The organism is Gemmata palustris, from assembly GCF_017939745.1.
Taxonomy (GTDB): domain Bacteria; phylum Planctomycetota; class Planctomycetia; order Gemmatales; family Gemmataceae; genus Gemmata; species Gemmata palustris.
The window spans coordinates 7164323-7183758 of record NZ_JAGKQQ010000001.1 but is presented as its reverse complement, the minus strand read 5'-3'; the positions used below and the strand labels follow the sequence as shown (position 1 = coordinate 7183758).

Genomic DNA, 19436 nt, shown 5'->3' with positions numbered 1-19436 from the left:
GCTCGCGCCGATCGCGGTGGTTACGCTCTGACCACGGGGCGCGCGTACAAATCATCGACGGCCTGCGTGAGGACGCCTTCGAGTTGTGCGGGCTCGCCGATTTCTGGTTCACGGGCGAGGTAAGGAACAAGGTGCAGCGTCCCGTCCGGCTCGAACTCGACTTCGAGGTTCGCGAGCAGCCCGCCCGTTAACCGTCGGACCGTGTACGACCACACCGATCGGCGCACCGCAGCGGCACGAACGCTCGCATCGGCCCCGGCCCCCTGCGCCGCTTCGTGGTGCGCGACGGCCGCCAGTACGTCGCACGTGACCGCGTGGCCGTCGCCGTACTTCTTGTCCGCGAGGGCGAGCAGGTCGGCGAGAACCGCTCGCATGTGGGCCGGGTTCCCGTCCGGCGCGCGCTCGATGACTTTCGCAACGGTCCGGCCCACCAGCTCGTCCGGCAGGTTCACGAGATCGGCGAACGGGCTGTCCGCTTTGCCAGCCGCCTTCCACGCCTCCGCCCGCACCGGGACCACCTCCGTGATGAGCACGTCGCCGAGGCGCCAGAGCGTGTCGTAGGCCTCCTGAGCGATCTGGAGCGCGTCAACCGGCCGATTGGCCCGAAGGGTCACATCGGCGAGCGGCACGATCGCGGCGGCGGCCAGCGCGGAAGACGGCCCGTACAGCCGCTTGGCAAACATCGCGCACTGGCGCAGGACCATTTGCGCCTCATCGAAGTTGCCCGCCCCGGCGAACGCCGCGGCCAACCCGTACAGGAAGCCGAGGCGGTCGCGCCGGCTCGGCGTGTCGGGCGGCATCGCGTCCTTGCTCGCGTGCTGGAACTCGGCCACCGCCTTCTGGAACTTCCCCATCCGCAGGTGCAGCCGGCCCATGTCCGCATACGCCATCGCCAGCGGGTGCGATCCGGAACCGTGCTTCCCCTTGGCCACCTTCGCGGCCCGTTTCACGACCGTCTCGGCCTCCTCAGCGCGCCCCTCGGCGAGCAACGACAGCGCTTCTTGTAGCGCGGCCGACGGCTGTTCCGCAAACACCATGAGCGCCCCCACAATGCACGAGCAACGCTCGCAATTATCCCCCGCGCGCGGGGAGGTGTCCAGAGCGGCGCGCAGCTTGTGGCGATTCCGCTGAAAACTGTGAGGAACCCGAGCTCACCCGAGGCGCCGCCGGACCGCGGCTAACATTTGCTAACATTTCCGGCCCAGGGCACTCATACGCGCGGGGTGGAACGCACCAGTCGCTGGTATTTCATGTGTATTAGCATTGTTGCCCGTCTTCGGAGCCCACGCCGGCGGCTAACATTTGCTAACAATTCCGCCCCTCCGCACACCTTTTCACACCCGGAATGCCCAAATATCTGTGAGGCTCGCCGGTGGTCAGTTTTGGATACTGCGCCGCGTTTCACATATAGTATACGCATTATCACATAAAAATCCAATCGCTGCCACGAATAATCTGCACGAATCCGCTTCTTGGCGAACGGCCGGCGTGAGCCGGCTGGTGGGCGCTTAACTCACGCCGGCTGTTCGCCAAAAAGTGGCAACAACCGCTACTCAGGGCCGTTGAGTTCTCGGGGATAGGAAGGTCCACCCGCTCGTTGACACCTTCCAGTTGGTCACATCTTTGGTATTGCGGCCTCGAATTCGAGGAAGGCGTGTAGCCTCGTCCATCCGCGCCAGAGGACGAGCCACCCGGGTGGTTGCTTGCGCGGGATCCACCCACCCAACCGGGCCAGGGCCTGCACGAACGCCTCGGCGCTCAACGCGCGCGGGGCCTTATAGCGCCACGTGCTGAGCACCTCGACCCAGCGCCCCGGGACCACCTCGTGTGCCGGTCGGTCCGCACCGCCCGAACCCGAAGCCAGTTGGCGCAGGTTCACCAGGGCCACCGCGACCACGCTGAGCACCCCGATCGCCGGGTCCAGGGCCCCGCGGGGATCGAGCTGCAAGCGCTCGATCCCCGCGCCCGTCTTCAGGCCCTTGTGGTACTCCTCGATCACCCACCGGGTTCGGTACCAGTGCGCGACCCGGCGCAACCCGGGCACGTCCGTCACCGGTTCCGAGGTCAACAGCAACCACTCCACGGGGTCCGCCCCGGCCCCCGGGTCCGGCTCCCACACGCGCACCACGTGGACCCGGATCGGGAGCGCCGGGTACTCGCCCTTGCGGTTGTGGGGCGGGGGCACGGTCACCGTCGTGAGGCTCGCGCGCACCTGCGCTCGGCACCCCGCGCGGGCTCGGGTGGGGGGCAACTCGAGCTCCCACGCGCCCACCGGGGGCGTGGCCCGTGCCGTAGCGAACAGCTTGGCCCCCGGGCCCAAGGACCGGTCGTGTTGGGCGCGCACCACGAACCGCTCACCGGTGCGCGCCAACCGGGACACGAACTCGAACGCATCGGCCCCCCGGTCCGCCACGTGGACCCACCGGTTCGCGCCCGGGGCCGGCCCGATCTCGTCGAGGGCCCGGGTCCACAGGCGGCTCTCCCGGGTCGCCCGCGCGCGCTTGGTGCCCCGGGACTCGTTCTTCCCCACGGGCACGCGCACGTGGAGCTGTTGGGCCACCAGGCCCAGGATCTCCCCGGTCCCGGAGTCGACCGCGAGGCTGTTGTGGCACAGGAGCCCGCGCCCGCCCCCGTTACCGATGGGTCCGAGTTGTGGGGCCAGGGTCCGGTGCCCGGAGAAGTCCAGGTCCGTGGTGTCGTGAACGATGAGTACCGTGCCCGTGTGGGCCTCGGCCCGGTCCAGGGTGCGCGCCTGGTGCGGGGCGAGCACGGCCGCGTGCGTGACGTGCGGACTCCGGAGCAGGCGCAACGCACCCTGGTAACCGCTCGGGTCGTGGAACTTGTCCGGGAGCGCGTGGCCCGGAGCGCACGCGCACGCATCGGCGAGGGCCACGAGCCGGCGCGTGCGCCGCACGTCCCCCAGCTCCACATCACCGAACTCCTGAGCCCCGAACGATTTCGGTAACGGATTCATCGCGACCCCTCCTCGGGTGCAAACGATTACCCATTCCAAACAACCACTTGTCAACCCCAACAATGTGACCAACTGGAAGGGGTCAACGAGCGGGTGGAGCGGCCCGCCGTGCGCAAGCGCACACCAACGGTTCTGAACCCATACCGAAACGGGCTTTACACGTCCGGTTTCCGTTGGCATAAGCCGCCCACTCACTGCGAATAGTCACCCGCTGAAGACGTGCCGCTGGGGAACGCGCGCGGAATCACGGGTACCGCTCGAACCGCGCTGCGGCGCGGGCGGGAAATAAGGGGGGGAACCATGAGCCGACTTCGGGTCTGGGGGGTTGCCGCTGCGCTGGCGGTCGGCGCGGGGGCGCCGGCGATCGCGGCCGATGCGCCCACAACCGCGACCGACACGCGGCCGTGGTACAAGAGGATGTTCGTGAGCGCGCCGAAACCGGCCGGGCCAACGGTCCGCAGCGGGCCGGTCACCGGGGGGCCGCGCCCGAGCGCGCCGCTCCCGCCGGACGTGGTCCAGTCGGCCGTGAAAGCCGAGTCCGATGCCCTGCTCCGCCGGTTGACGGTTTGCACCGAACTCCGCCAGGTCGCGCTCGAAAAGATCCCGGTCGACGAAGCGCTGATGCGCCAGGTCGATGAGATGGAGCGCCAGGCCAACGCGGTCTACCAGGCACGGGTCGCGGCCCTCGGCGTGTCGAAGCACGCAAAAGCTCCGCTGCCCACGTCGAGCAGCAGTTTCGCGTCGTCGTTCGATCTCGCCCCGGAGAAGCCGCTCGATTCCAAGACGGCCGCGGCAAAGCTGGTCGCACCGGCCGCTCCGGTCCCGGTATCGGGCACCGCCGCACTCGGTGGAGCCGCAGCACCCGCTCAGGAAGTTCGGGAGGTGAACCCGTGAAAACGCTTTTCTTCGCGTTGAGTGTGTTCACGCTCGCCGGGTGCAGCACGCTGAAACCGATCGGCCCGTTCGCCAAAGAAGCGCCGGCCGCACAGCAGGGCAAGGCGCTCACGAGCGGGTCGCCCGCGATCGATCCGACCCCACCGCCGGCCGTCAACCCGACGCCGCCGACGATGTACGTCACGCCCAGCGACGTGAAGGCCAATCCTTACGAAGCCGCGAACAAGCTCTCGAGCGAACTGGGGATCGACAGTAAGCCGGCCACGAACGGCCCGGTCACAGTTGAGGTATCAAGGCCCAAGCGCGATTTGAAATGACGCGGGGTACAAAGCGAACGGGCCGGAGAGCACCACCTGCTCCCCGGCCCGTTCGCTCGACTGTTATTGTTGCGAGTTACTCGTTCTCGTCGGCGAACTCTTCGAGCCGGCACGAGCGCGTCGGCTGGCGGAGCTTCAGCAGCCCGCGGGCCTCGATCTGACGGATGCGCTCGCGGGTGATGCCGTACTGCTTGGCCACTTCGTCGAGCGTGCGCGGGGTGCCGTCCTTCAGTCCGAACCGCAGCTCGATCACCTCGCGCTCCCGGGGCGCCAAACTCTTCAGCACCTCGCCGATGCGCTCTTTCAGCAAGTTCGCATCAACGTGTTCGCCGGGGTTCGGGATCTGCCCGTCACTCAGGAAGTCTTCGAGGGCGCGTTCGCCCTCCCCGCCGACCGCGTCGTTCAGGCTGACCGGGTGCCGGCCGACGATACGCAAACTGCGGGCGTCTTCGGGTTTGATGTCCAGGGCTGCGGCCAGTTCCTCGGTGGTCGGCTCGCGCCCGGTCGCGGCGGTGAGCTCCCCGCGCGTCTTCTCCATACGCGACAGCAAACTGATCTGGTGGCACGGCACGCGCACCGTGCGGGCGTTGTCGTGCAGCGCCCGGGTGATGCCCTGCCGAATCCACCACGTCGCGTAGGTGCCGAACTTGAACTCCAACCGCCACTCGTACTTGTCCACGGCCCGCATCAACCCTCGGTTGCCCTCTTGAATGAGGTCCGAGAACGGCAGCCCGCGGTTGCGGTAGTTCTTGGCGATCGAAACCACGAGCCGGAGGTTCGCTTCCGCGAGCTCCTTCCGCACCGCCTGGTACGCGAGCCGGCGCTTCCGCAGCACGCGGACCAGCGCCGCCAGTTCGTCGGCCGTCATGGACGCGCGGCACTCGGCGTCGCGGAGCAGTTTGCCCAACTTGGCGCGGTCGGCCGGGCACCCGGCTTCGCCCTGCGCGATCGACAGGTGCTTCAGTTCGTCCGCGAGGTCGTTCAGTTCGTCCGTCCAGCGCTCGAGGATTTCCGTCCGCGGGGACAGCTCGTTCACGAGCCGGCGGCACTTGGCGAGCCGGTGGAACCGGTCGCGCTTCCACGCGCTGGAACCACCGCGGAACTCGTCCCGCACGCCGGCCGCGAACACCTGGGTGTCCTGCCCGAGCAGCACGCGGAGCGTCGGCAGGTCGGTGCCGAGGCGGGCGAGGATCTGTGCCCGCGTGAGGCGCAAATCGACCGACGAGTACGCATCAATGTTCGGATCGATGGGCGTCTGGCCGGCGGCGATCTGCTCGAACTTCTCCAGCACGCGAATCAACAAGCGCGGGCACACCAGTGCGGCGCTGCGGAACCGGTTGCGGTGGTGCTCCAGGCGCTTCGCCAGCGCGAGTTCCCGCTCGCGGTTGAGCAGCGGGATCGAACCCATCTGCCGGAGGTACAGCCCGAGCGCGTCGTCCGGTCCCCCGGCGTACTCGTCTTCGCTCGCCGGGGCTTCGTCGTCGGCGCGCGCCTCTTCGGGCTCGAGGGCGGTATCGTCGTCCGACTCCTCGCCGTCGTCGGCCAGATCGTCTTCCTCCTCGCGCTCGTCCCGCGCCACGCGCTCGTCGTGGGGCAGTTCGTTCACGGGTCGGTCGTTCGTTTCGTCGTTGTGCGTCATACGGCTCATATTTCTGTCCGCTCCGTCCGGTGGGTGCCGGTCGGCAAGGCAAAAGTCATTCCGCGTGCGTACCGTATCGCGATACGGGTTCGTCGGGGCGCAACCGCTCCGAATCCCGTGCCAACGAACTTATCTGGTGGGGGTCTCGCGTGGCAGTGGTTCCGGACACTGACCCGCGATAGGAAACAACAGCGTACTTCGCGATCGAGAGCGGGCCAACCCGCCCCCAGATTTCGACGGTCCCGAAGAACGAAAGGTTCACGGTTCGCGCCGAATCCCTCTGCATTATACCCGACCTTCTGGGCCGGGGCGCAGATTCGGCCGGTAAACTTTCGCCCCCTTCACCAATTACACTCCCGCGCAAAGCGCGTTCCTAAACCCACTGGCGCGACCGGGACGAACTCGGTTCACAGCCCCGGGGCCGCCAATTACGACATTGCGCAGTTCGTTACATACGGCGCCCGTGGGCGCCTTCAGACGAGTCAGCGAGTTCACGCTCCCGATCAGGCTCCATTTCCTAAAACGACAGAGTGGAACGTATTGGGGCAGAAATCGGTGGTTTTCGCCGGGAATGGCTCCTGTTCCCCGCGCACCCGGGCGCGCCGATCGTGATCTTCCTTACCGGCACCGGTGGAACCGCGGAATGGGCGGACCGCGAAACCGGCTGGTCGGAACTCGCTCGGCGCGAAGGTTTTGCGCTCGCGGTTCCCGAAGCACTTCCGCCGGACCCGACCAAACCGCCGTCGCTTCTCGCCAATCCGCCCCGCTGGAACGACGCATCTTGGGCGTATGACCAACAGACAACAACCATAGAACACGACACCGGATCTTCTTCCGGTTCTGATTCACCCTTCGCGCGTCGTTCTTCCGCCCTACCGGACGATGTCCAGTTCCTCACTGCGGTGATGGACGACGCGATATTTCGCCTCGGTCTCGATTCACGCAACGTGTTTGTAACGGGCTTCTCAAATGGGGCCGGGATGACATTTCGTATCGCGGCAGAATCGGCGAACCGCGTTGCGGCTATTGCCCCTGTTGCGGGGCACTGTTGGGTGCGCGACCCGCGGCCCGCGCGCCCGGTCCCCACACTCTATACCGTCGGCGCGCGGGATTTATTGCTCCCGCTCCGCGGGGGCGACGTGCGCCTGCCGTGGCGCAACCGACTCGTGCGCCGACCGCCCGTCGCGGACACCCTCGAGCGCTGGGCACGGGCACTCGACTGCGCGGTACCGCCCGTGGCGCAGCGCGACGATCAGACAGTTAGAGTCGATCGCTACCCCGGCCCGGTCGTGTTCGACGCGGTGACGATCGAAGACCTCGGCCATCACTGGCCCGGGGGCCGGGCGCAACTCAACCCGCGCGTGGCGGGGCCGCCCTCGAGTACCGTGAACGCGACCGAGATGATTTGGGCGTTCTTCAAGAGCGTCATGGCCCCCTCCGCCTCATGATGGGGCCGCACTGAACCCACCTCGCCGCTACTGCGCAAGTCTCCAATCCGTCGGGCATTCGGCGAATGAAGGTTCACCGAATGCCCGACCGAGCATAACGCATCTTCGGGCATGACAGACGACGAGCGGAATGGTAGTTTGTATCCCCTATACAAACGAATTTGTCCGCGAATGCGCGATCGCCCCCGCCCCCGGAGCTCGCCCCGATGCCGATTCGCCCACTCAATCGATGCGACGCCTGCAATTACACGTGGTACCCGCAGGGCCACGACCTCGCGCCCCGCTGCCCCGGTTGCGGGAGCGAGGCGGTTCAGCATTCTTGGCTCCCCGTGGTGGCGCCCGTTTTGGGCGGCGGGTTGTTCGTTCTGCTGCTCGCCTGCGGGGGGATGTTCGCTCTGTTCAATCGTGACGACTCCGATCCCCCGGAGCCGGTGGCCAAAGCACCCGCTTTCATTGAAAAGCCCGTTGAAGGCCGCGAACCGCCAGCGAAGACGAATCCCGAACTCCCGCCCAACCCCGGGTCGATAGTTCCTCCGGGGCCGCCTCCGATCTCAAAAGTGCGCCCGGAGCCGATTCAGGAACCGAACACGCCGGCACCGCTCCCGAAAAAAGAGCAGCCCGATCCGGTCGCCGTTGCGCCGAACCCGGCCGATTATCTCGCGCCGCCCCCGCACGCGCTCCCACTCAATCGCCCGCCCGCGGGGTTCGTTTCCGAGTGGGTGCGCTGCGGCCCAATTCAGACCCGCGTCGTCGGCGCAACGGTCACGCGCCCGACCCTGATTAGCGCCACGAACAACGAGTTTCTCGCGCCCGAGCCGGTGTTGGTCGTGTGGGTCGAGACCCAGAGCCTCCCGCACGGCCGCGTGGCGCTGCGCCGGTGGCAGAACCCGCTCCACAACTACGCGGAGTTAAAGGACTCGGCGAACGCGAAGATCAAGGCCGCGAAGATCCCGTCCGGCGCGTGGGTCGGCGGGCAACTGAAGGGGAACCACTCATTGCCGCCCGGTGGGGCCGGGATCGTGGACGTTCTCGTATTTGAAGCGCCCGCGGCGTCTTCTCGGGACTTGTGGCTCGGACTCGACGGCGCGAACGTGAACGAGCGCGACACGTTCTTCAACAACATCTGAATACTTGTACAGTATAAATCAAGGTGCCGGAAACGCTAGGAATCCCGGCGATTTGATTCTTTCTGACGCGGAGGTTAACACTGGGCATGTGGCACATGCGAACATTTGTAGCAGGTGAACAATGGCTCAGGGAAAAGCAACAGTGGTCGAGTACATGGGCGAGAGGCTGACTCTCGCGCAACTCTCCGAGCGGTGCGGCGTAAGTGCCGCGACGCTCAGGTCTCGCATCGCCGTTTACGGCCAAACGATCGAGCAGGCGGTAGCGACGCCGATCCGGAGGAAGTCCACCTACGGCGGGCGGCCCCCGGCAAACGTCCCGCGCCCGGTCCCCAAGTTGAAGCGGCACCCGTCCGGGCGCGCGTACTCGCGCTGGCGGATGATGGGGAAGATCAACGAGCGCTATTTCGGGAAGCACGGTGGCGCGGAGGCGAACACCGCGTACCGCAAGTTCTCGCAGGATTGGATTGAGGGCAAGTACGATCAGATGGCCGGCTCGGGGATGAAGGCCGGCGGGGGGCTGTCGGTCGCGATCCTCGCAGAGCGGTGGATGGAACACGTCCGCGGCTACTACACAAAGGACGGCTTACCGACGACCGAGGTCAAGACGTGCCTCGCGGCGGCGCGATTAGTGAACGAAGAACTGGGCATGACGCTCGCGGCGGACTTCACCCCGGCCGCGCTCCGAGAATGCCGCACGAAGCTCGTCGGCTACGGGCATTCGAGAACGACAGTCAACTCCTACGTCAACCGCGTCGTGCGGATGTTCGCCTGGGGCGCGGGGCAATCACTGGTTCCGGCCGCGGTTCACAGCGCCCTGAAATTGGTCGAGAGCCTCAAACCGGGTCGATCGCCCGCGCCCGATCGACCGAAAAAGCAGCCCGCCACGAACCAGCAGATTGAGGCGACAATACCCTTCCTCGCGCCGGCCGACCCCGTGCGCAACACAAAGCTCACGGCGATGGTGAAGTTGCAACGGCTGACGGGAATGCGGCCCGGCGAAGTGTGCGCGCTAGAATTGGGCGATCTCGACAGGTCGGCGGACGTGTGGCGGTACGAGGTCGGCAAGGCGAACAAAAACCGCCACCGCGGGAAGCGGCAGGCGTACTACTTCGGCCCGAAGGCGGTGGAGATCCTCCGGCCGTTTCTCGAAGGCGACCCCTCCGGTCCGATCTTCGACGAGGGGCCGAATAATTACTCGCACGCGGTTCTCCGCGCCAGCGTCCGGGCCGGTGTGACTCGGTGGTCACCGCACCAACTCCGGCACGCGCTCGCCACAGAAGTTGCCGAGCAATTCCGCTCGCTCGGACACGCGGCGGCGGCGATCGGGGATTCGGAGGCCGTTGCCAGCGCGGTCTACGTTCACGTCGATCCGCGCGAGCGCATGAAAATTGAGATCGCGCGCAAGATGGGGTAGCGAGCTGGGGCGCGACCGCCCGGAATGCATCTGCGTGCGGGTGCAAACATCTGCGCGCAGACGTAAGGCGACCACTCGGCTCTAAGGATCTGTTCGGGTTCGGGAAGAACGGTCGTTTTTGTCGTGTTCGGTATCTTGGTTCGGGGTTCCAAAATCGAGCTGTTTTTCTGCCCCACGTCGTGACCCTTGACACCACCCTTGGGTTGACCCTTAAGGGTGGTGTGGTTCCCAAATCCCCATAGTCCGCACCACACGTCAACCACCTTTGGACCCACCTTTGGGGTGACCTTTAAAGGTCTCGCTTTTGTCGCAGCCCCGTCGCGTTTTCGTCGCGCTCGCGTCGTAATTCCGGCGGGCAAGAGCAAGGGGCAGACCTCGCCGCGCACCGACCTTGTGTTCACTATATGCCATCGTGTACACTTCGCCTCGACATAGCCCCCGGTTGGGCGAGCGCGTTGTTCCGTGCGTGGCTGCGGCCGACGGATCGGTTCCCAACTCCGGGAACGTGAGGGCGATGAGCCAGGAGTGAAGGTGACCCGGGTGCGGGTTGCCGTACCGAACAGCGCTGGTGTGCGTACCGACACCCTGCCAGCGACCCACCACTGTTCGGCGCGCAGGGTGGAAGCCCGGGATGCGCGAACCAAATACCCGGGCCGGTCAAACCTCCCGTCCATGTACGACAGGGTTTTGACTGTACCGACTCCATCGCAGGGGTCGGTACGCACCAACCCGCGCCATCCCGACAGATTAGGAAGACGAGCCGCATCCGCCGGACCAACCAACAACCGCGAGGTCGAAATGCTAACCGAGAACAACGAGGTGCTCGTGGGCGCGCCCCTGACGGTCGCGATCGCGGATGAGGACATGAAGGCTGCGTGCGATTGGGCGATGAGCTTCGCACGGAAGCGCGCCCGCGGTAGCAGCGAGGTCGAAGAGGTTCTGATCGACGCGGCTACCGACGCGCTCATGTGGTGTCGCACCAACTGCACCAATGCGGACACGTTCATAGGGTTCGCGAAGGCGGCCGTTCGGCGCTGGTTCGGGCGTGCGCTCCACCGGCTGAAGCTCAGGCGCTCGAACCGGCCGGCGGTCGTATCGCTCGAACACGACGTGGCGCGCCGGCGCGTGGAGCAGCCCGCGAAGCCCGTATTGATCGAGGATCTACCTGAAGACATTGCATTTATCGTCAGATTGTACATGGTCGATGGTTTCAGCCTCCGCGAGATCGGCCATTTGACGAATCAAAGCCACGACACCGTCGCTCGCCAACTGCACCGCGCGGCCGAACTGCTCGCACCGCGGCGCATGAGGCCTCAGCGCGCGAATGGGCAAAAATGTCTCTCGCGCTGAGTAGCGAGCGAACACAGATGGGCCGCGGGAGCGCTCCCGCGGTTTTTTCGTTTTCCGGGATCTGACAGGACCGGGGTGAACCGGATACCAGATGGTGACTCCCGCGAACTGCGGCGAACCCGGAGTAGTACCCGTGCTCACAATTCCCGAATCGGGTGACAACACCCGGACCTCAAGCGACCCGAACGCGCTCGATACCGCCGCGGTCGCAAAGCGTCTCAACTGTCACGTCATCACCATTCGCCGGCTTGTGGCCGCGGGGCGCTTCCCCCAGCCGTTTGGCGTGGGTTCCCGCCCGCGGTGGCGCGCCGCGGATATTGACCGTTGGATCGAGCGAGGGGGTAGCACGGGGCCGAAGATCGAGTACCGCAGCGGGTCGATCGGTGGCGAGCGGCGGCACGCGAACCGTCGCCCCACGGTTCGTACCGAAGGGGGCAACCGGGTTCTTTCCGGTTACGGCGCGGTGTTCCACGTCCCCGGCGATCCCGGCACCGAGTACGAGCTGAACACCGACCTCTGGGAGCGCATCAACCCGGACGCCTTCACGCGCACCCTGCGCGAGCGGCCCGACGTGGTGTGTTGTCAGGACCACGACACGGCGCGCCTTCTGGGTCGAACCACATCGGGAACACTTCGGCTCACCGTGGACAAGGTCGGGCTGCGGTACGAGGTCGATTTGCCCAACACGCCCACGGGCAACGAGGTGTACGAACTGGCCCGGCGCGGCGATCTCAACGGCTCTTCGTTCTCGTTCTTTCCGCACGACTCGAAACGGTACGCGGACGATGGGCGAGACATCATCGAGCGCATGGACCTCGAACTCTACGAACTCGGTCCCGTCTCGATTCCCGCGTACACAGGCTCGACTGCTGGCGTTGCGGCCGACGCCGGAGGCCGGAGCAATCACGGCACCGACGCTCGCGCCGATCAGGATGCCGTCGCGGTGCAACTCGCGCTCATGGGCATGGAGGATGAGGAGCGTGAGGTTTCCCGCCCGGTCCCTCCCAGCCCCCGCGCCCGCAAGATGAACGCGCTATCGGCGCAGTGCCGGCGGATCGCGTCCGAATGCGACCGCGAGCGGATCGCGGCCACGCTTCGGCTCACGGGCAGCCGGGGAAAGCCGTCCGAGCCGCAAATGGTGTGCGAGTTCTGCGGCAGGGACGAACTCGAAGACTGTATGTGCTGACGACCGAAATGCCACCTCGCAACTTCGCGGTGTGGCCCCTTCTGGAACTACAAGGACCGCAACATGCCCCCGGAAGCGCAATCAGATATCGCCTTGATCGAGCGGACGCTCAGTCAGCAACTCGACGCGCCCGAACCGGCGCCGCGCCAGCGGGTGCGCCCGACCGTGCGGAAGGCGGAACCGATTGCTCCGATCGGTGACGACGACGACGATGAAGCCGACGACGGCAGCGACCTGGAAGGGCTCCTGACGGCGCCGGTGATCCCCCCACCCCGCGCGCCTGCGGTGATCGGGCTGCCCGACGTCGAGGGTGTTCCCGGTGTGATCTCCGCGCGGGCCGCCGAAGCCGACATCCAGGCGAAGCGGAAGGCACTCGGTGAATCGAAGGGCGCGCTCCTCACGGCGCTGAGTCTGCCCGCGGGCGCCGGGGAGCGGGAACTCGACAAGCGGCAAGTCGCCTTGATCGTCGCGGGCGCGGACGAGACGGACATCGAGAAATTGCGCGCCCTGTACAAGCGCGAGAAGCTCCTCACGGAAGCTGCGAGCGTGGCCGCGGGCGCGACTCAGGACGCGATTCGCAAAGCCCGAAGTGCGCTGGCCGAAGAAGCCGAAGCGACCCTGTATGTGCCGGCGCTGCGCGAGGCGGCCGCGCAGTACCTGAACTTCGTCGCGGCCGGTGAGCAACTCAGGTCCGCTGTCGTGCAACTGACCGGCGCGGGGATGCGCCAACTGGCGAGCATGTTCGCGAGCGGTCCCGTCCCAGCCGACATGCGGGATCAGAGCTCGCACATGCACTTGGTCGCGGTGCTCAATGACCTCATCGGCCGCGGGGCGCTGACCACGGCCGAGGTGGACATGAAGCTCCCAGGAATTCTCCCGCGCTAACCCACTCCTCTCCCGCGCCGGCACTCGTCAGCGCGGTTCTCTCCACACCCAACTGTGAGTTTCAATGGCCGGCTCAAACACGATCGGAACCGGTGCGGTAGTTCTCACGGCGAACGCGGACCAACTGTTGGTCGGGCTGAAGAAGGCCGAAGCCGCGACTGAAAGTTGGGCGGCGAAGACGCGCAAGATCGCGGGCAGCGCCGGCGCAGGTGTCGATAAGTTGCTGGCGGGACCGGGCGCCAAAGCTCTGGGCTGGGCCGCCGTTGCGTTCGCGGCACTCAAGGTCGGCGACGAAATCCAACACGCAGTCTTGCGCACGGAGCAGTTCAACAAGGCGATGGAGCGATCGGCCGAGTTGAGTCAGAAGCTCGCCAAGATCACTGACTCCCGCGCCGCAGATCGGGCCGCGATGCTCGACGCACAGAGCGCGACCGCGGCCAGTCGGCTCGTGGAACTCGAAAAGCAGTTACGCGAGGTGAGCGCGGAGTCCGGCTCGGCCGAAGCGGAGAAACGCCGGGCGCAAATCGAGCTCGACAAGCTGAAACTGGGCGCGGCGCGCGGAGGGAGTCTCAGCGAAAGAATGACCGCGGACGCGCAGGTTGCTCGCGAATGGTCGTTTGGCCAACTCGGGCGACTTCGTGAACCCCTCGAAGCCGCGCTGAAGGAGTCCGACGAGCGGCTTCAGAAGGCGACCGAGCGGCGCGACGAATTGCTGAAGCAATTGTTGCTCCACAACGACCCGGACCGCAACCCCGCAAAGGTCGGAGAGATCAACAAAATCACCGAGGCGATGGAGCGGCAGGCGGCAACGTTTGGGATGGCCGAACACGCGGCGAAGCGCCTGGAGTTGGAGCTTGACGGCTTCAGCGAAAAGCAGGTTCGCGAGTTCGTCATCGCTGCCGAGAAGCTCGACGCCGTGACGAAGGGTTTCGATCACGTCATGACGGCGGTCGGCAGCGCGGCGAACTTCGTAGGTGGCGCCGACTTCGACAAGATGAAGCAGGTGACCGACGCGATCAAGAAGCAGGGCGATACGCTCGGGTTCACGGCGAACCAGATCCAGCTCTACGACCTGCGCATGCAGGGCTTCGCAGAGCGGCAGTTGAAGGAAATCGAGAAGTTGCAGAACAGCACGGAACTTCTCGTCAACACGTTCGGGATCGCGTCGAGCATCGCGAACGGCGTCAAAGACACCAAGCTCGAAAGCGGCGGCCCCATCCTATCGGGCGCCGCGCTGGGCGGGTCGTTCGAGGCCCATACCGCGGTCGCGAACTTCCGCGCCTCGAACGCCATCGCGGGCGGGTCGATCGGGGACAACCCGGTGCAGATCGCGCGTGAGGCGCTGAAGGTCGCGAAGGAGCAGAACCGCAAGATACAGCGGCTCATCGACCTGATGGATCGCTCTCCCACGATCAAGGTGGTGACGTAATGGGCGCGCTGAACGTGGACGGGCCGACGCTTCTGGGATTCGTTCGGCACCGCATGAAGGTACGCGGGCTTCCCGACGAGGTGCGCGTCGTCACGATCGAAGTCGAGGGCGTGAAGCTCCACGCGCGCACCTTGACCGCGGAGCGGTGGGCCGCGCTCTACCAGTTCGAGCGGCAGAACCCCGGCGACATGATCGGCCGAATGGTTCGCGTGATCGCGTTCGGTCTGTGCGACGCGGAAGGTCAGGCGCTGCTCACGATTGACGAGGCGCGCGACCTGCCGTACCTGACCGCGGTGGCCATCGCCGATCAGATCGCGCTCGTCAACAAGCTCACGCCCCTCGTGCCGACACCAGCGCAGAAATCGAAATAGCCTTAGTCATAATTTCGCTGTAAGGGGATACCCGGTAATATTTTACGGCATAGACCCGGGAAGACCGTGTGCCCCTGCTCAAAAAACACAAACTGGTTTCGCAAACATCTTTTCCCCCACACCGAGTAAGTAATGGGCCAGCGTGGGCCGAAGCCGGGACAGTACGTGATGCGGCCGATGCCGAAGGGATCTCCGGCCGCGAGCAAGGGCGCGTCTCGGTACAGGCCGGGCGCTCCGGCGTGTCCGTCTTGGTTGAGCAAGACCGCCAAGAAGGTGTTCAAGCGCGTCGTCGGCGACATGCTAGAGGCCGGGACCGTGGCGAACGTCGATGTGGGCCTGATCGCGTCCTACGCGACGGCGGAGGCCGATCTCGCGGAGGTGCGCAAGGCGCTGAACAAGACCGGCGTTGTGATCGAGGTGCCGACTCTGGATCGCAACGGGCGCCCCACGGGTCACAGTGTCGAGAAACCGAACCCGCTGCTCCGCACGCAGGACGCGCTCTTGGGTCGGGTGAAGCAATTGGCTGACGCGCTGGGGATCTCTCCGGCGGCCCGATCGCGGGCGGGTGCGGCACCGGAAGCGGCGCCCACGGCGGCGACGAACAAGGTCATTGCGATCAGGGACCGCATTGCGGCATTGCGGGAAGCCAACTAACGGGAGCAGGTGATGCAAGAGGACATTGAACGTTGCCAGCGCGATCAGCGGGCGACGGCATCGGACGTGGCGCGGCTCCGGTCCACGGTCGCGACGCAGGCGAGGCAGATCGCGGAACTGTACGCGCTCATTCGCGGGCAGGCCGCGGACCGGGCGGCCGATCGTCAGGCGATCGACACGGGCCTCGTGTCTGTCGGTCAGACGTTCGCGGACGCGCACCGGTAGGTTCAGGTAGGCCGTCGGTTGTGCCACGAGACGGGAAGCGGCCGGGAGGTGTTCTCCCGGCTGTCTTCGTTTTTGCCACTTTAGCCGATACGATACCACCTTCACAACACGCGCATAAACTCCTGGCGACCATTTGCCCATGAGAATTATATCTGATACTAAATCATCGAATAAAGGCGAGATTACAATCTTATCGATCGTCGAGAGCTTGCTTTCGGTCGCCCTGTATGTGGGGGTGGCGCATTGGTTCGACACAATACAACACATTTTTATTGCTGCGGCAATAACGCCGCTATGGTTGCTCAGGACAAATCTGAGCGTAAGACGCGCAGTGCGGTGCTACCTGCGAGTCAGGTCGTGGAAATACTACCCTACACAGATGTTCCAAAGACGAGCGCAGGCGGAATCTGCCGCTTTGCCGCAAGTGAAAAGGAGGGGTTACCTACTCTGGCTACTAATATGGATAGTCTGCAACGCATTTGCTTTAGTGGTTTGCGACATGGTTATTTGCACAATACTGCGTGTTGTTGCTACCGCGTATTCATTGTTTAGTTATCCGCTTGTTCATATGATTTCAATTCGCAAAAATTGGAAGCGACTTGTTCTTGCAACAGACATTGGAACTCCGCCCGAGTGGCTTCCAGGTGCCGACCGGAACGCTGATTACAGAAAAAGATGCCTCGTAAGTGTCGCAAACGTTAACACTGTCCGTAGTGCCATGCGGGGTCAAAGTAAATTCCACCGATATGCTATCGCTTCAACTATCCTCTGGTGGCTCGTTGCACTTATTTACGTTGTGCCCTTGATTCTACGGACTGGGATTAAAGGCGCTTCGATTCTGTACACGCCCCTGTTTCTTGTAATAAACAGCGACCCGATTAACCATCGAGTCGACCCGGCCACGCGACTAATCGAAATGCAGCATGACAATGCAGCTGTCTTGAAACGGTGGTTCGCTCTGTTCTCAATCGGCTCTTTTGCCCTGACGATCTTATTTAGTGGACTTGTAATGAAGGCCCATGAGTGGATGCGGCCGGATGCAACGCCGGTGTTTATACTTCTTGCAGAATACTATTTCCCGCCAACTATGCGTGCATGGCAGCTCGCTTCGGCATTGAATGGTGGGATATTCTTGTATGTGTCAATTATTTATGCTCCGTATGCGGCCAGGAGGCTGGAGCGAGGGGTGTGGAGACCATCCGAGATTCGCCACTATCTAAATAAATTCATTACAATTCAGATGATACTATCAATCTACTCGACGGCGTCAGCGGTAGCCATTTTTGCAAATTTCTTCCTACATCACCAATTTCCTTCACGGCATTGGCAGTGGTTTCCAGTTGTTTTGTGGTGAAACAGCCGATGGAGGTTCAGCCCAGTGGCGCCGGGGATCGCGAGCGGTTCACTAGCGCGGCGCTGGCGTAATAACCCCAAGCGCGGCCAATACCGTCGCCACCAACAGTAACAGCCAACTTCCGACCGGGAGAACGTGCCCCATCATGACTCGGAGTATCGGCCTGTTACCGACATCACCCTTGATGAGCGTATACGGGTGCGTCGGGTCTTGAAGCAATCGCTTATGCACCGCGCCGAGCTTCCGGCGCGCGTGGTTTAAAGATCCCGCGAGCGCTACGGTCATCGAGAGGCCGAGCACGAAGACGCCGATCATGTGCGATTGGGAGCGGGCATTGAGCGCGCCCGCGACGACCAAAGAGAAGACCAAAAGCAGGAACTGGAATCGTTGGGTGACCATCGAGGTCAGTAGCACTCGCTCCTGGCTCAGATCCCAAACGGGTGAGGATTTGTCTCGATCCTCTTGCGAGATATTGGGCATGAGCGGGCCTCGTGATTCGCGGATCTCAATCCAACTGGTTTGGATCATGTCGCGGTCGGCAGCCGTACCATCACTTCTTGCCCTTCGGCTTCTTGGGGGCCGGCTTCTCTGGTAGTACCTCCGGTTGCTCCGGCACTTCCGCCTCGCCACCTTCATCAAATTCCGCAACCGATACACCCAACGCCCGCGCCAGGGCGACAACTGTGTTCCACGTCGGATCGCCGACGCCTTGTTCCAACTTGGCGACCGTAGTGTTGCTGACGTTGGCAGCGCGCGCCAGCGCCTCTTGGGTCATGCCGGCCTGCTTGCGAAGCCGCTTCAGCCGTTCGGAAAACCCTCCAGCCATTACGCTTCCCTGTTGCATGGACTGCTCCGAGGTGTATCAGCAAAACTCTACCCGGAAGATTCGCTGCTGACAAAGTTTTCTTGGAAACGCCGGATTATGCTTGCTGGGATGGCAGAACTCTGCTAGCCTTCAAGTTATACCTATTTCAATGATCGCGCTGGATGCTCCGGCGATGTGATCCCCGCAGCCCGCGGGGAGTCGGGCCACTGCGCGCACTGTGAGGGCCGACAGATGGAAGCGGAACTGATCCAAGTCGAGGTCTGGGTTTTGGTCGATGAGAACGGCGACTACGAGGTATCGAAAGACGCCGACGAACTCCAGCCCGCCGCGGGACTCGCCTCGCGGATGGTGAAGATCACAGTCAATGTGCCGACGCCGAAGCCCGTGGAACTGGTCGCGACCGTGGCGGCCGAACCTGACGCGGGAGAGTTGAGGGTCGCGTAGTCCCCCGGGCCGGAACTCACCGGCCCATCCCCTGCACAACCCGAAGTCCAACCGGCGACCCCAGCGCGGGGCCGTCACGTCGAAGGAACGTACCCAACCAACGAGGATCATCATGACCGCCACTGCGATCGCGCCCGTGAACGAAGGGCCAACAGCAAATGGCCGCGCCGACGAAGAGAAGGGGGCGGAACTCCTCGCTGAGATCGTGAAGGTCGGCGATCTGTTCAGCCGAGTCTGGCGACTCGACGACGACATGCGCCGCGCTGGTTACGACTCGCCTTTCGATGATGAGTACGACTCGTTCACCAGTGATCTCCGAGACGCCGTGTTCGCCTATGTCCGCGCGCTCGGTCGCGGCTGATCCACAACCCAATCACTTACACCACCACTACGAGGAGCGACGATGAGCACGAGTAAAGCCACGAAGAAAACCACCCCGAAGAGCAAGAAGTCGACCACCAGCGCCAAGGCGCAGAAGCCGACATCAGCCGAGTTGCTGTTCGACCCGCCGCATCCGGTTTGGGACACGCCGGTTAACGCGCGGCTGGGCAAGTTGCTGGTGCTCGTCGAGCAGGCTCGCGGGCAGATTGACGAGTTCGTGAACGACGTTCAGGAGTTCCCGGACGGAATGTTCACGGAGTTCGGGGATGAGTTCATGACCCGCTTGCGGGGACTGTCGCTCGTGATGTTCGATCAACTGTGCATGTTCAACTCGCACCGGCTTCAGACAAACGCAGAGTTCACGAAGTGGCGTACCGGGCCGCGATCGGCGTAATTGATCGCAAATCTCACGCGCGCAATGACTTCTGACGGCAACCGCTGACAGCGGAAAGTGCCGACCTTACGGCATCGCATTTCACCCGTTATGAACGGTGTTCGCTTCACAGGCCAGCGCGTTG

20 protein-coding genes are annotated in these 19436 nt (G+C 64.2%); 15 read left to right on the top strand and 5 right to left on the bottom strand.

Annotation, left to right across the window (positions count from 1 at the left end; genetic code table 11):
• Positions 1-20: 20 nt before the first annotated feature.
• Both J8F10_RS29790 and J8F10_RS29785 read right to left on the bottom strand, forming a co-directional pair.
• Positions 21-1037: a tetratricopeptide repeat protein gene (locus tag J8F10_RS29790; RefSeq protein WP_210660114.1), complete on the bottom strand. Its 1017-nt coding sequence runs from the start codon at positions 1035-1037 to the stop codon at positions 21-23.
• 578 nt (positions 1038-1615) lie between these two features.
• The gene (locus J8F10_RS29785; protein ID WP_210660113.1) at positions 1616-2974 is read right to left on the bottom strand and encodes an IS4 family transposase; all 1359 of its coding nucleotides are present in this window, start codon (positions 2972-2974) and stop codon (positions 1616-1618) included.
• A gap of 300 nt (positions 2975-3274) precedes the next feature.
• Here J8F10_RS29785 and J8F10_RS29780 point away from each other — a divergent pair, with 300 nt between their 5' ends.
• Both J8F10_RS29780 and J8F10_RS29775 read left to right on the top strand, forming a co-directional pair.
• Positions 3275-3868 (top strand): hypothetical protein, encoded by a 594-nt coding sequence (locus tag J8F10_RS29780; RefSeq protein ID WP_210660112.1) that lies wholly within the window; start codon positions 3275-3277, stop codon positions 3866-3868.
• A complete protein-coding gene (locus tag J8F10_RS29775) occupies positions 3865-4185 on the top strand; it encodes a hypothetical protein (RefSeq protein WP_210660111.1) in 321 nt (106 codons plus the stop codon). Before J8F10_RS29780 ends, J8F10_RS29775 begins: the two co-directional genes overlap by 4 nt.
• A 76-nt stretch (positions 4186-4261) precedes the next feature.
• Here J8F10_RS29775 and J8F10_RS29770 read toward each other — a convergent pair whose 3' ends face one another.
• Complete coding sequence (locus tag J8F10_RS29770; RefSeq protein WP_210660108.1) at positions 4262-5833, bottom strand: RNA polymerase sigma factor RpoD/SigA; 1572 nt, start codon at positions 5831-5833, stop codon at positions 4262-4264.
• 521 nt (positions 5834-6354) lie between these two features.
• Between J8F10_RS29770 and J8F10_RS29765 the strand changes: the two genes are divergently transcribed.
• The 10 genes from J8F10_RS29765 (at position 6355) to J8F10_RS29720 (ending at position 15913) form a co-directional block, all read left to right on the top strand.
• Positions 6355-7272, top strand: a complete 918-nt coding sequence (locus tag J8F10_RS29765) for an alpha/beta hydrolase family esterase (RefSeq protein WP_210660107.1) — start codon at positions 6355-6357, stop codon at positions 7270-7272.
• Between the two features lie 206 nt (positions 7273-7478).
• Positions 7479-8399, top strand: a complete 921-nt coding sequence (locus J8F10_RS29760) for a hypothetical protein (protein ID WP_210660106.1) — start codon at positions 7479-7481, stop codon at positions 8397-8399.
• Positions 8400-8520: 121 nt separating this feature from the next.
• Positions 8521-9813, top strand: a complete 1293-nt coding sequence (locus tag J8F10_RS29755; protein WP_210660105.1) for a tyrosine-type recombinase/integrase — start codon at positions 8521-8523, stop codon at positions 9811-9813.
• Between the two features lie 798 nt (positions 9814-10611).
• On the top strand, positions 10612-11163 hold the full coding sequence (locus J8F10_RS29750; RefSeq protein ID WP_210660104.1) for a sigma-70 family RNA polymerase sigma factor: 552 nt from the start codon (positions 10612-10614) through the stop codon (positions 11161-11163).
• A 133-nt stretch (positions 11164-11296) separates the two neighbouring features.
• Positions 11297-12349, top strand: a complete 1053-nt coding sequence (locus J8F10_RS29745) for an HK97 family phage prohead protease (RefSeq protein ID WP_210660103.1) — start codon at positions 11297-11299, stop codon at positions 12347-12349.
• Between the two features lie 63 nt (positions 12350-12412).
• Positions 12413-13234: a hypothetical protein gene (locus J8F10_RS29740; protein ID WP_210660102.1), complete on the top strand. Its 822-nt coding sequence runs from the start codon at positions 12413-12415 to the stop codon at positions 13232-13234.
• Positions 13235-13298: 64 nt separating this feature from the next.
• Positions 13299-14663, top strand: a complete 1365-nt coding sequence (locus J8F10_RS29735) for a hypothetical protein (RefSeq protein WP_210660101.1) — start codon at positions 13299-13301, stop codon at positions 14661-14663.
• Positions 14663-15034 (top strand): hypothetical protein, encoded by a 372-nt coding sequence (locus J8F10_RS29730; protein ID WP_210660098.1) that lies wholly within the window; start codon positions 14663-14665, stop codon positions 15032-15034. The genes J8F10_RS29735 and J8F10_RS29730 overlap by 1 nt, the downstream gene beginning before the upstream one ends.
• Before the next feature lie 132 nt (positions 15035-15166).
• Entirely contained in the window at positions 15167-15688 is a 522-nt protein-coding gene (locus J8F10_RS29725; protein ID WP_210660096.1) for a phage terminase small subunit P27 family, read from the top strand.
• Between the two features lie 12 nt (positions 15689-15700).
• Positions 15701-15913, top strand: coding sequence for a hypothetical protein (locus tag J8F10_RS29720; RefSeq protein WP_210660093.1), 213 nt, complete (start codon positions 15701-15703; stop codon positions 15911-15913).
• Between the two features lie 1405 nt (positions 15914-17318).
• Here the strand turns inward: J8F10_RS29720 and J8F10_RS29715 are convergent.
• Together J8F10_RS29715 and J8F10_RS29710 are read right to left on the bottom strand one after the other, a co-directional pair.
• Positions 17319-17747: a hypothetical protein gene (locus J8F10_RS29715; RefSeq protein WP_210660092.1), complete on the bottom strand. Its 429-nt coding sequence runs from the start codon at positions 17745-17747 to the stop codon at positions 17319-17321.
• 70 nt (positions 17748-17817) lie between these two features.
• Positions 17818-18111, bottom strand: a complete 294-nt coding sequence (locus J8F10_RS29710; protein ID WP_210660091.1) for a helix-turn-helix domain-containing protein — start codon at positions 18109-18111, stop codon at positions 17818-17820.
• 213 nt (positions 18112-18324) lie between these two features.
• Between J8F10_RS29710 and J8F10_RS29705 the strand changes: the two genes are divergently transcribed.
• The 3 genes from J8F10_RS29705 to J8F10_RS29695 all read left to right on the top strand — a co-directional run bounded on the left by J8F10_RS29705 (position 18325) and on the right by J8F10_RS29695 (position 19312).
• A complete protein-coding gene (locus tag J8F10_RS29705; protein ID WP_210660090.1) occupies positions 18325-18537 on the top strand; it encodes a hypothetical protein in 213 nt (70 codons plus the stop codon).
• A gap of 112 nt (positions 18538-18649) precedes the next feature.
• Positions 18650-18898 carry a hypothetical protein gene (locus J8F10_RS29700; protein ID WP_210660089.1) on the top strand — a complete coding sequence of 83 codons (249 nt, stop codon included), beginning with the start codon at positions 18650-18652 and terminating at the stop codon, positions 18896-18898.
• Between the two features lie 42 nt (positions 18899-18940).
• Positions 18941-19312, top strand: coding sequence for a hypothetical protein (locus J8F10_RS29695; RefSeq protein WP_210660088.1), 372 nt, complete (start codon positions 18941-18943; stop codon positions 19310-19312).
• Positions 19313-19436 lie beyond the last annotated feature (124 nt).

Excerpts from the sequence above, each read along its gene's own strand:
- J8F10_RS29755 (WP_210660105.1), top strand. The coding sequence starts at position 8,521 with ATGGCTCAGGGAAAAGCAACAGTGGTCGAGTACATGGGCGAGAGGCTG.
- J8F10_RS29700 (WP_210660089.1), top strand. The coding sequence starts at position 18,650 with ATGACCGCCACTGCGATCGCGCCCGTGAACGAAGGGCCAACAGCAAAT.
- J8F10_RS29720 (WP_210660093.1), top strand. The coding sequence starts at position 15,701 with ATGCAAGAGGACATTGAACGTTGCCAGCGCGATCAGCGGGCGACGGCA.
- J8F10_RS29770 (WP_210660108.1), bottom strand. The coding sequence starts at position 5,833 with ATGAGCCGTATGACGCACAACGACGAAACGAACGACCGACCCGTGAAC.
- J8F10_RS29760 (WP_210660106.1), top strand. The coding sequence starts at position 7,479 with ATGCCGATTCGCCCACTCAATCGATGCGACGCCTGCAATTACACGTGG.
- J8F10_RS29785 (WP_210660113.1), bottom strand. The coding sequence starts at position 2,974 with ATGAATCCGTTACCGAAATCGTTCGGGGCTCAGGAGTTCGGTGATGTG.
- J8F10_RS29730 (WP_210660098.1), top strand. The coding sequence starts at position 14,663 with ATGGGCGCGCTGAACGTGGACGGGCCGACGCTTCTGGGATTCGTTCGG.
- J8F10_RS29750 (WP_210660104.1), top strand. The coding sequence starts at position 10,612 with ATGCTAACCGAGAACAACGAGGTGCTCGTGGGCGCGCCCCTGACGGTC.
- J8F10_RS29705 (WP_210660090.1), top strand. The coding sequence starts at position 18,325 with ATGGAAGCGGAACTGATCCAAGTCGAGGTCTGGGTTTTGGTCGATGAG.
- J8F10_RS29740 (WP_210660102.1), top strand. The coding sequence starts at position 12,413 with ATGCCCCCGGAAGCGCAATCAGATATCGCCTTGATCGAGCGGACGCTC.
- J8F10_RS29725 (WP_210660096.1), top strand. The coding sequence starts at position 15,167 with ATGGGCCAGCGTGGGCCGAAGCCGGGACAGTACGTGATGCGGCCGATG.
- J8F10_RS29710 (WP_210660091.1), bottom strand. The coding sequence starts at position 18,111 with ATGCAACAGGGAAGCGTAATGGCTGGAGGGTTTTCCGAACGGCTGAAG.
- J8F10_RS29790 (WP_210660114.1), bottom strand. The coding sequence starts at position 1,037 with ATGGTGTTTGCGGAACAGCCGTCGGCCGCGCTACAAGAAGCGCTGTCG.
- J8F10_RS29780 (WP_210660112.1), top strand. The coding sequence starts at position 3,275 with ATGAGCCGACTTCGGGTCTGGGGGGTTGCCGCTGCGCTGGCGGTCGGC.
- J8F10_RS29695 (WP_210660088.1), top strand. The coding sequence starts at position 18,941 with ATGAGCACGAGTAAAGCCACGAAGAAAACCACCCCGAAGAGCAAGAAG.
- J8F10_RS29735 (WP_210660101.1), top strand. The coding sequence starts at position 13,299 with ATGGCCGGCTCAAACACGATCGGAACCGGTGCGGTAGTTCTCACGGCG.
- J8F10_RS29715 (WP_210660092.1), bottom strand. The coding sequence starts at position 17,747 with ATGCCCAATATCTCGCAAGAGGATCGAGACAAATCCTCACCCGTTTGG.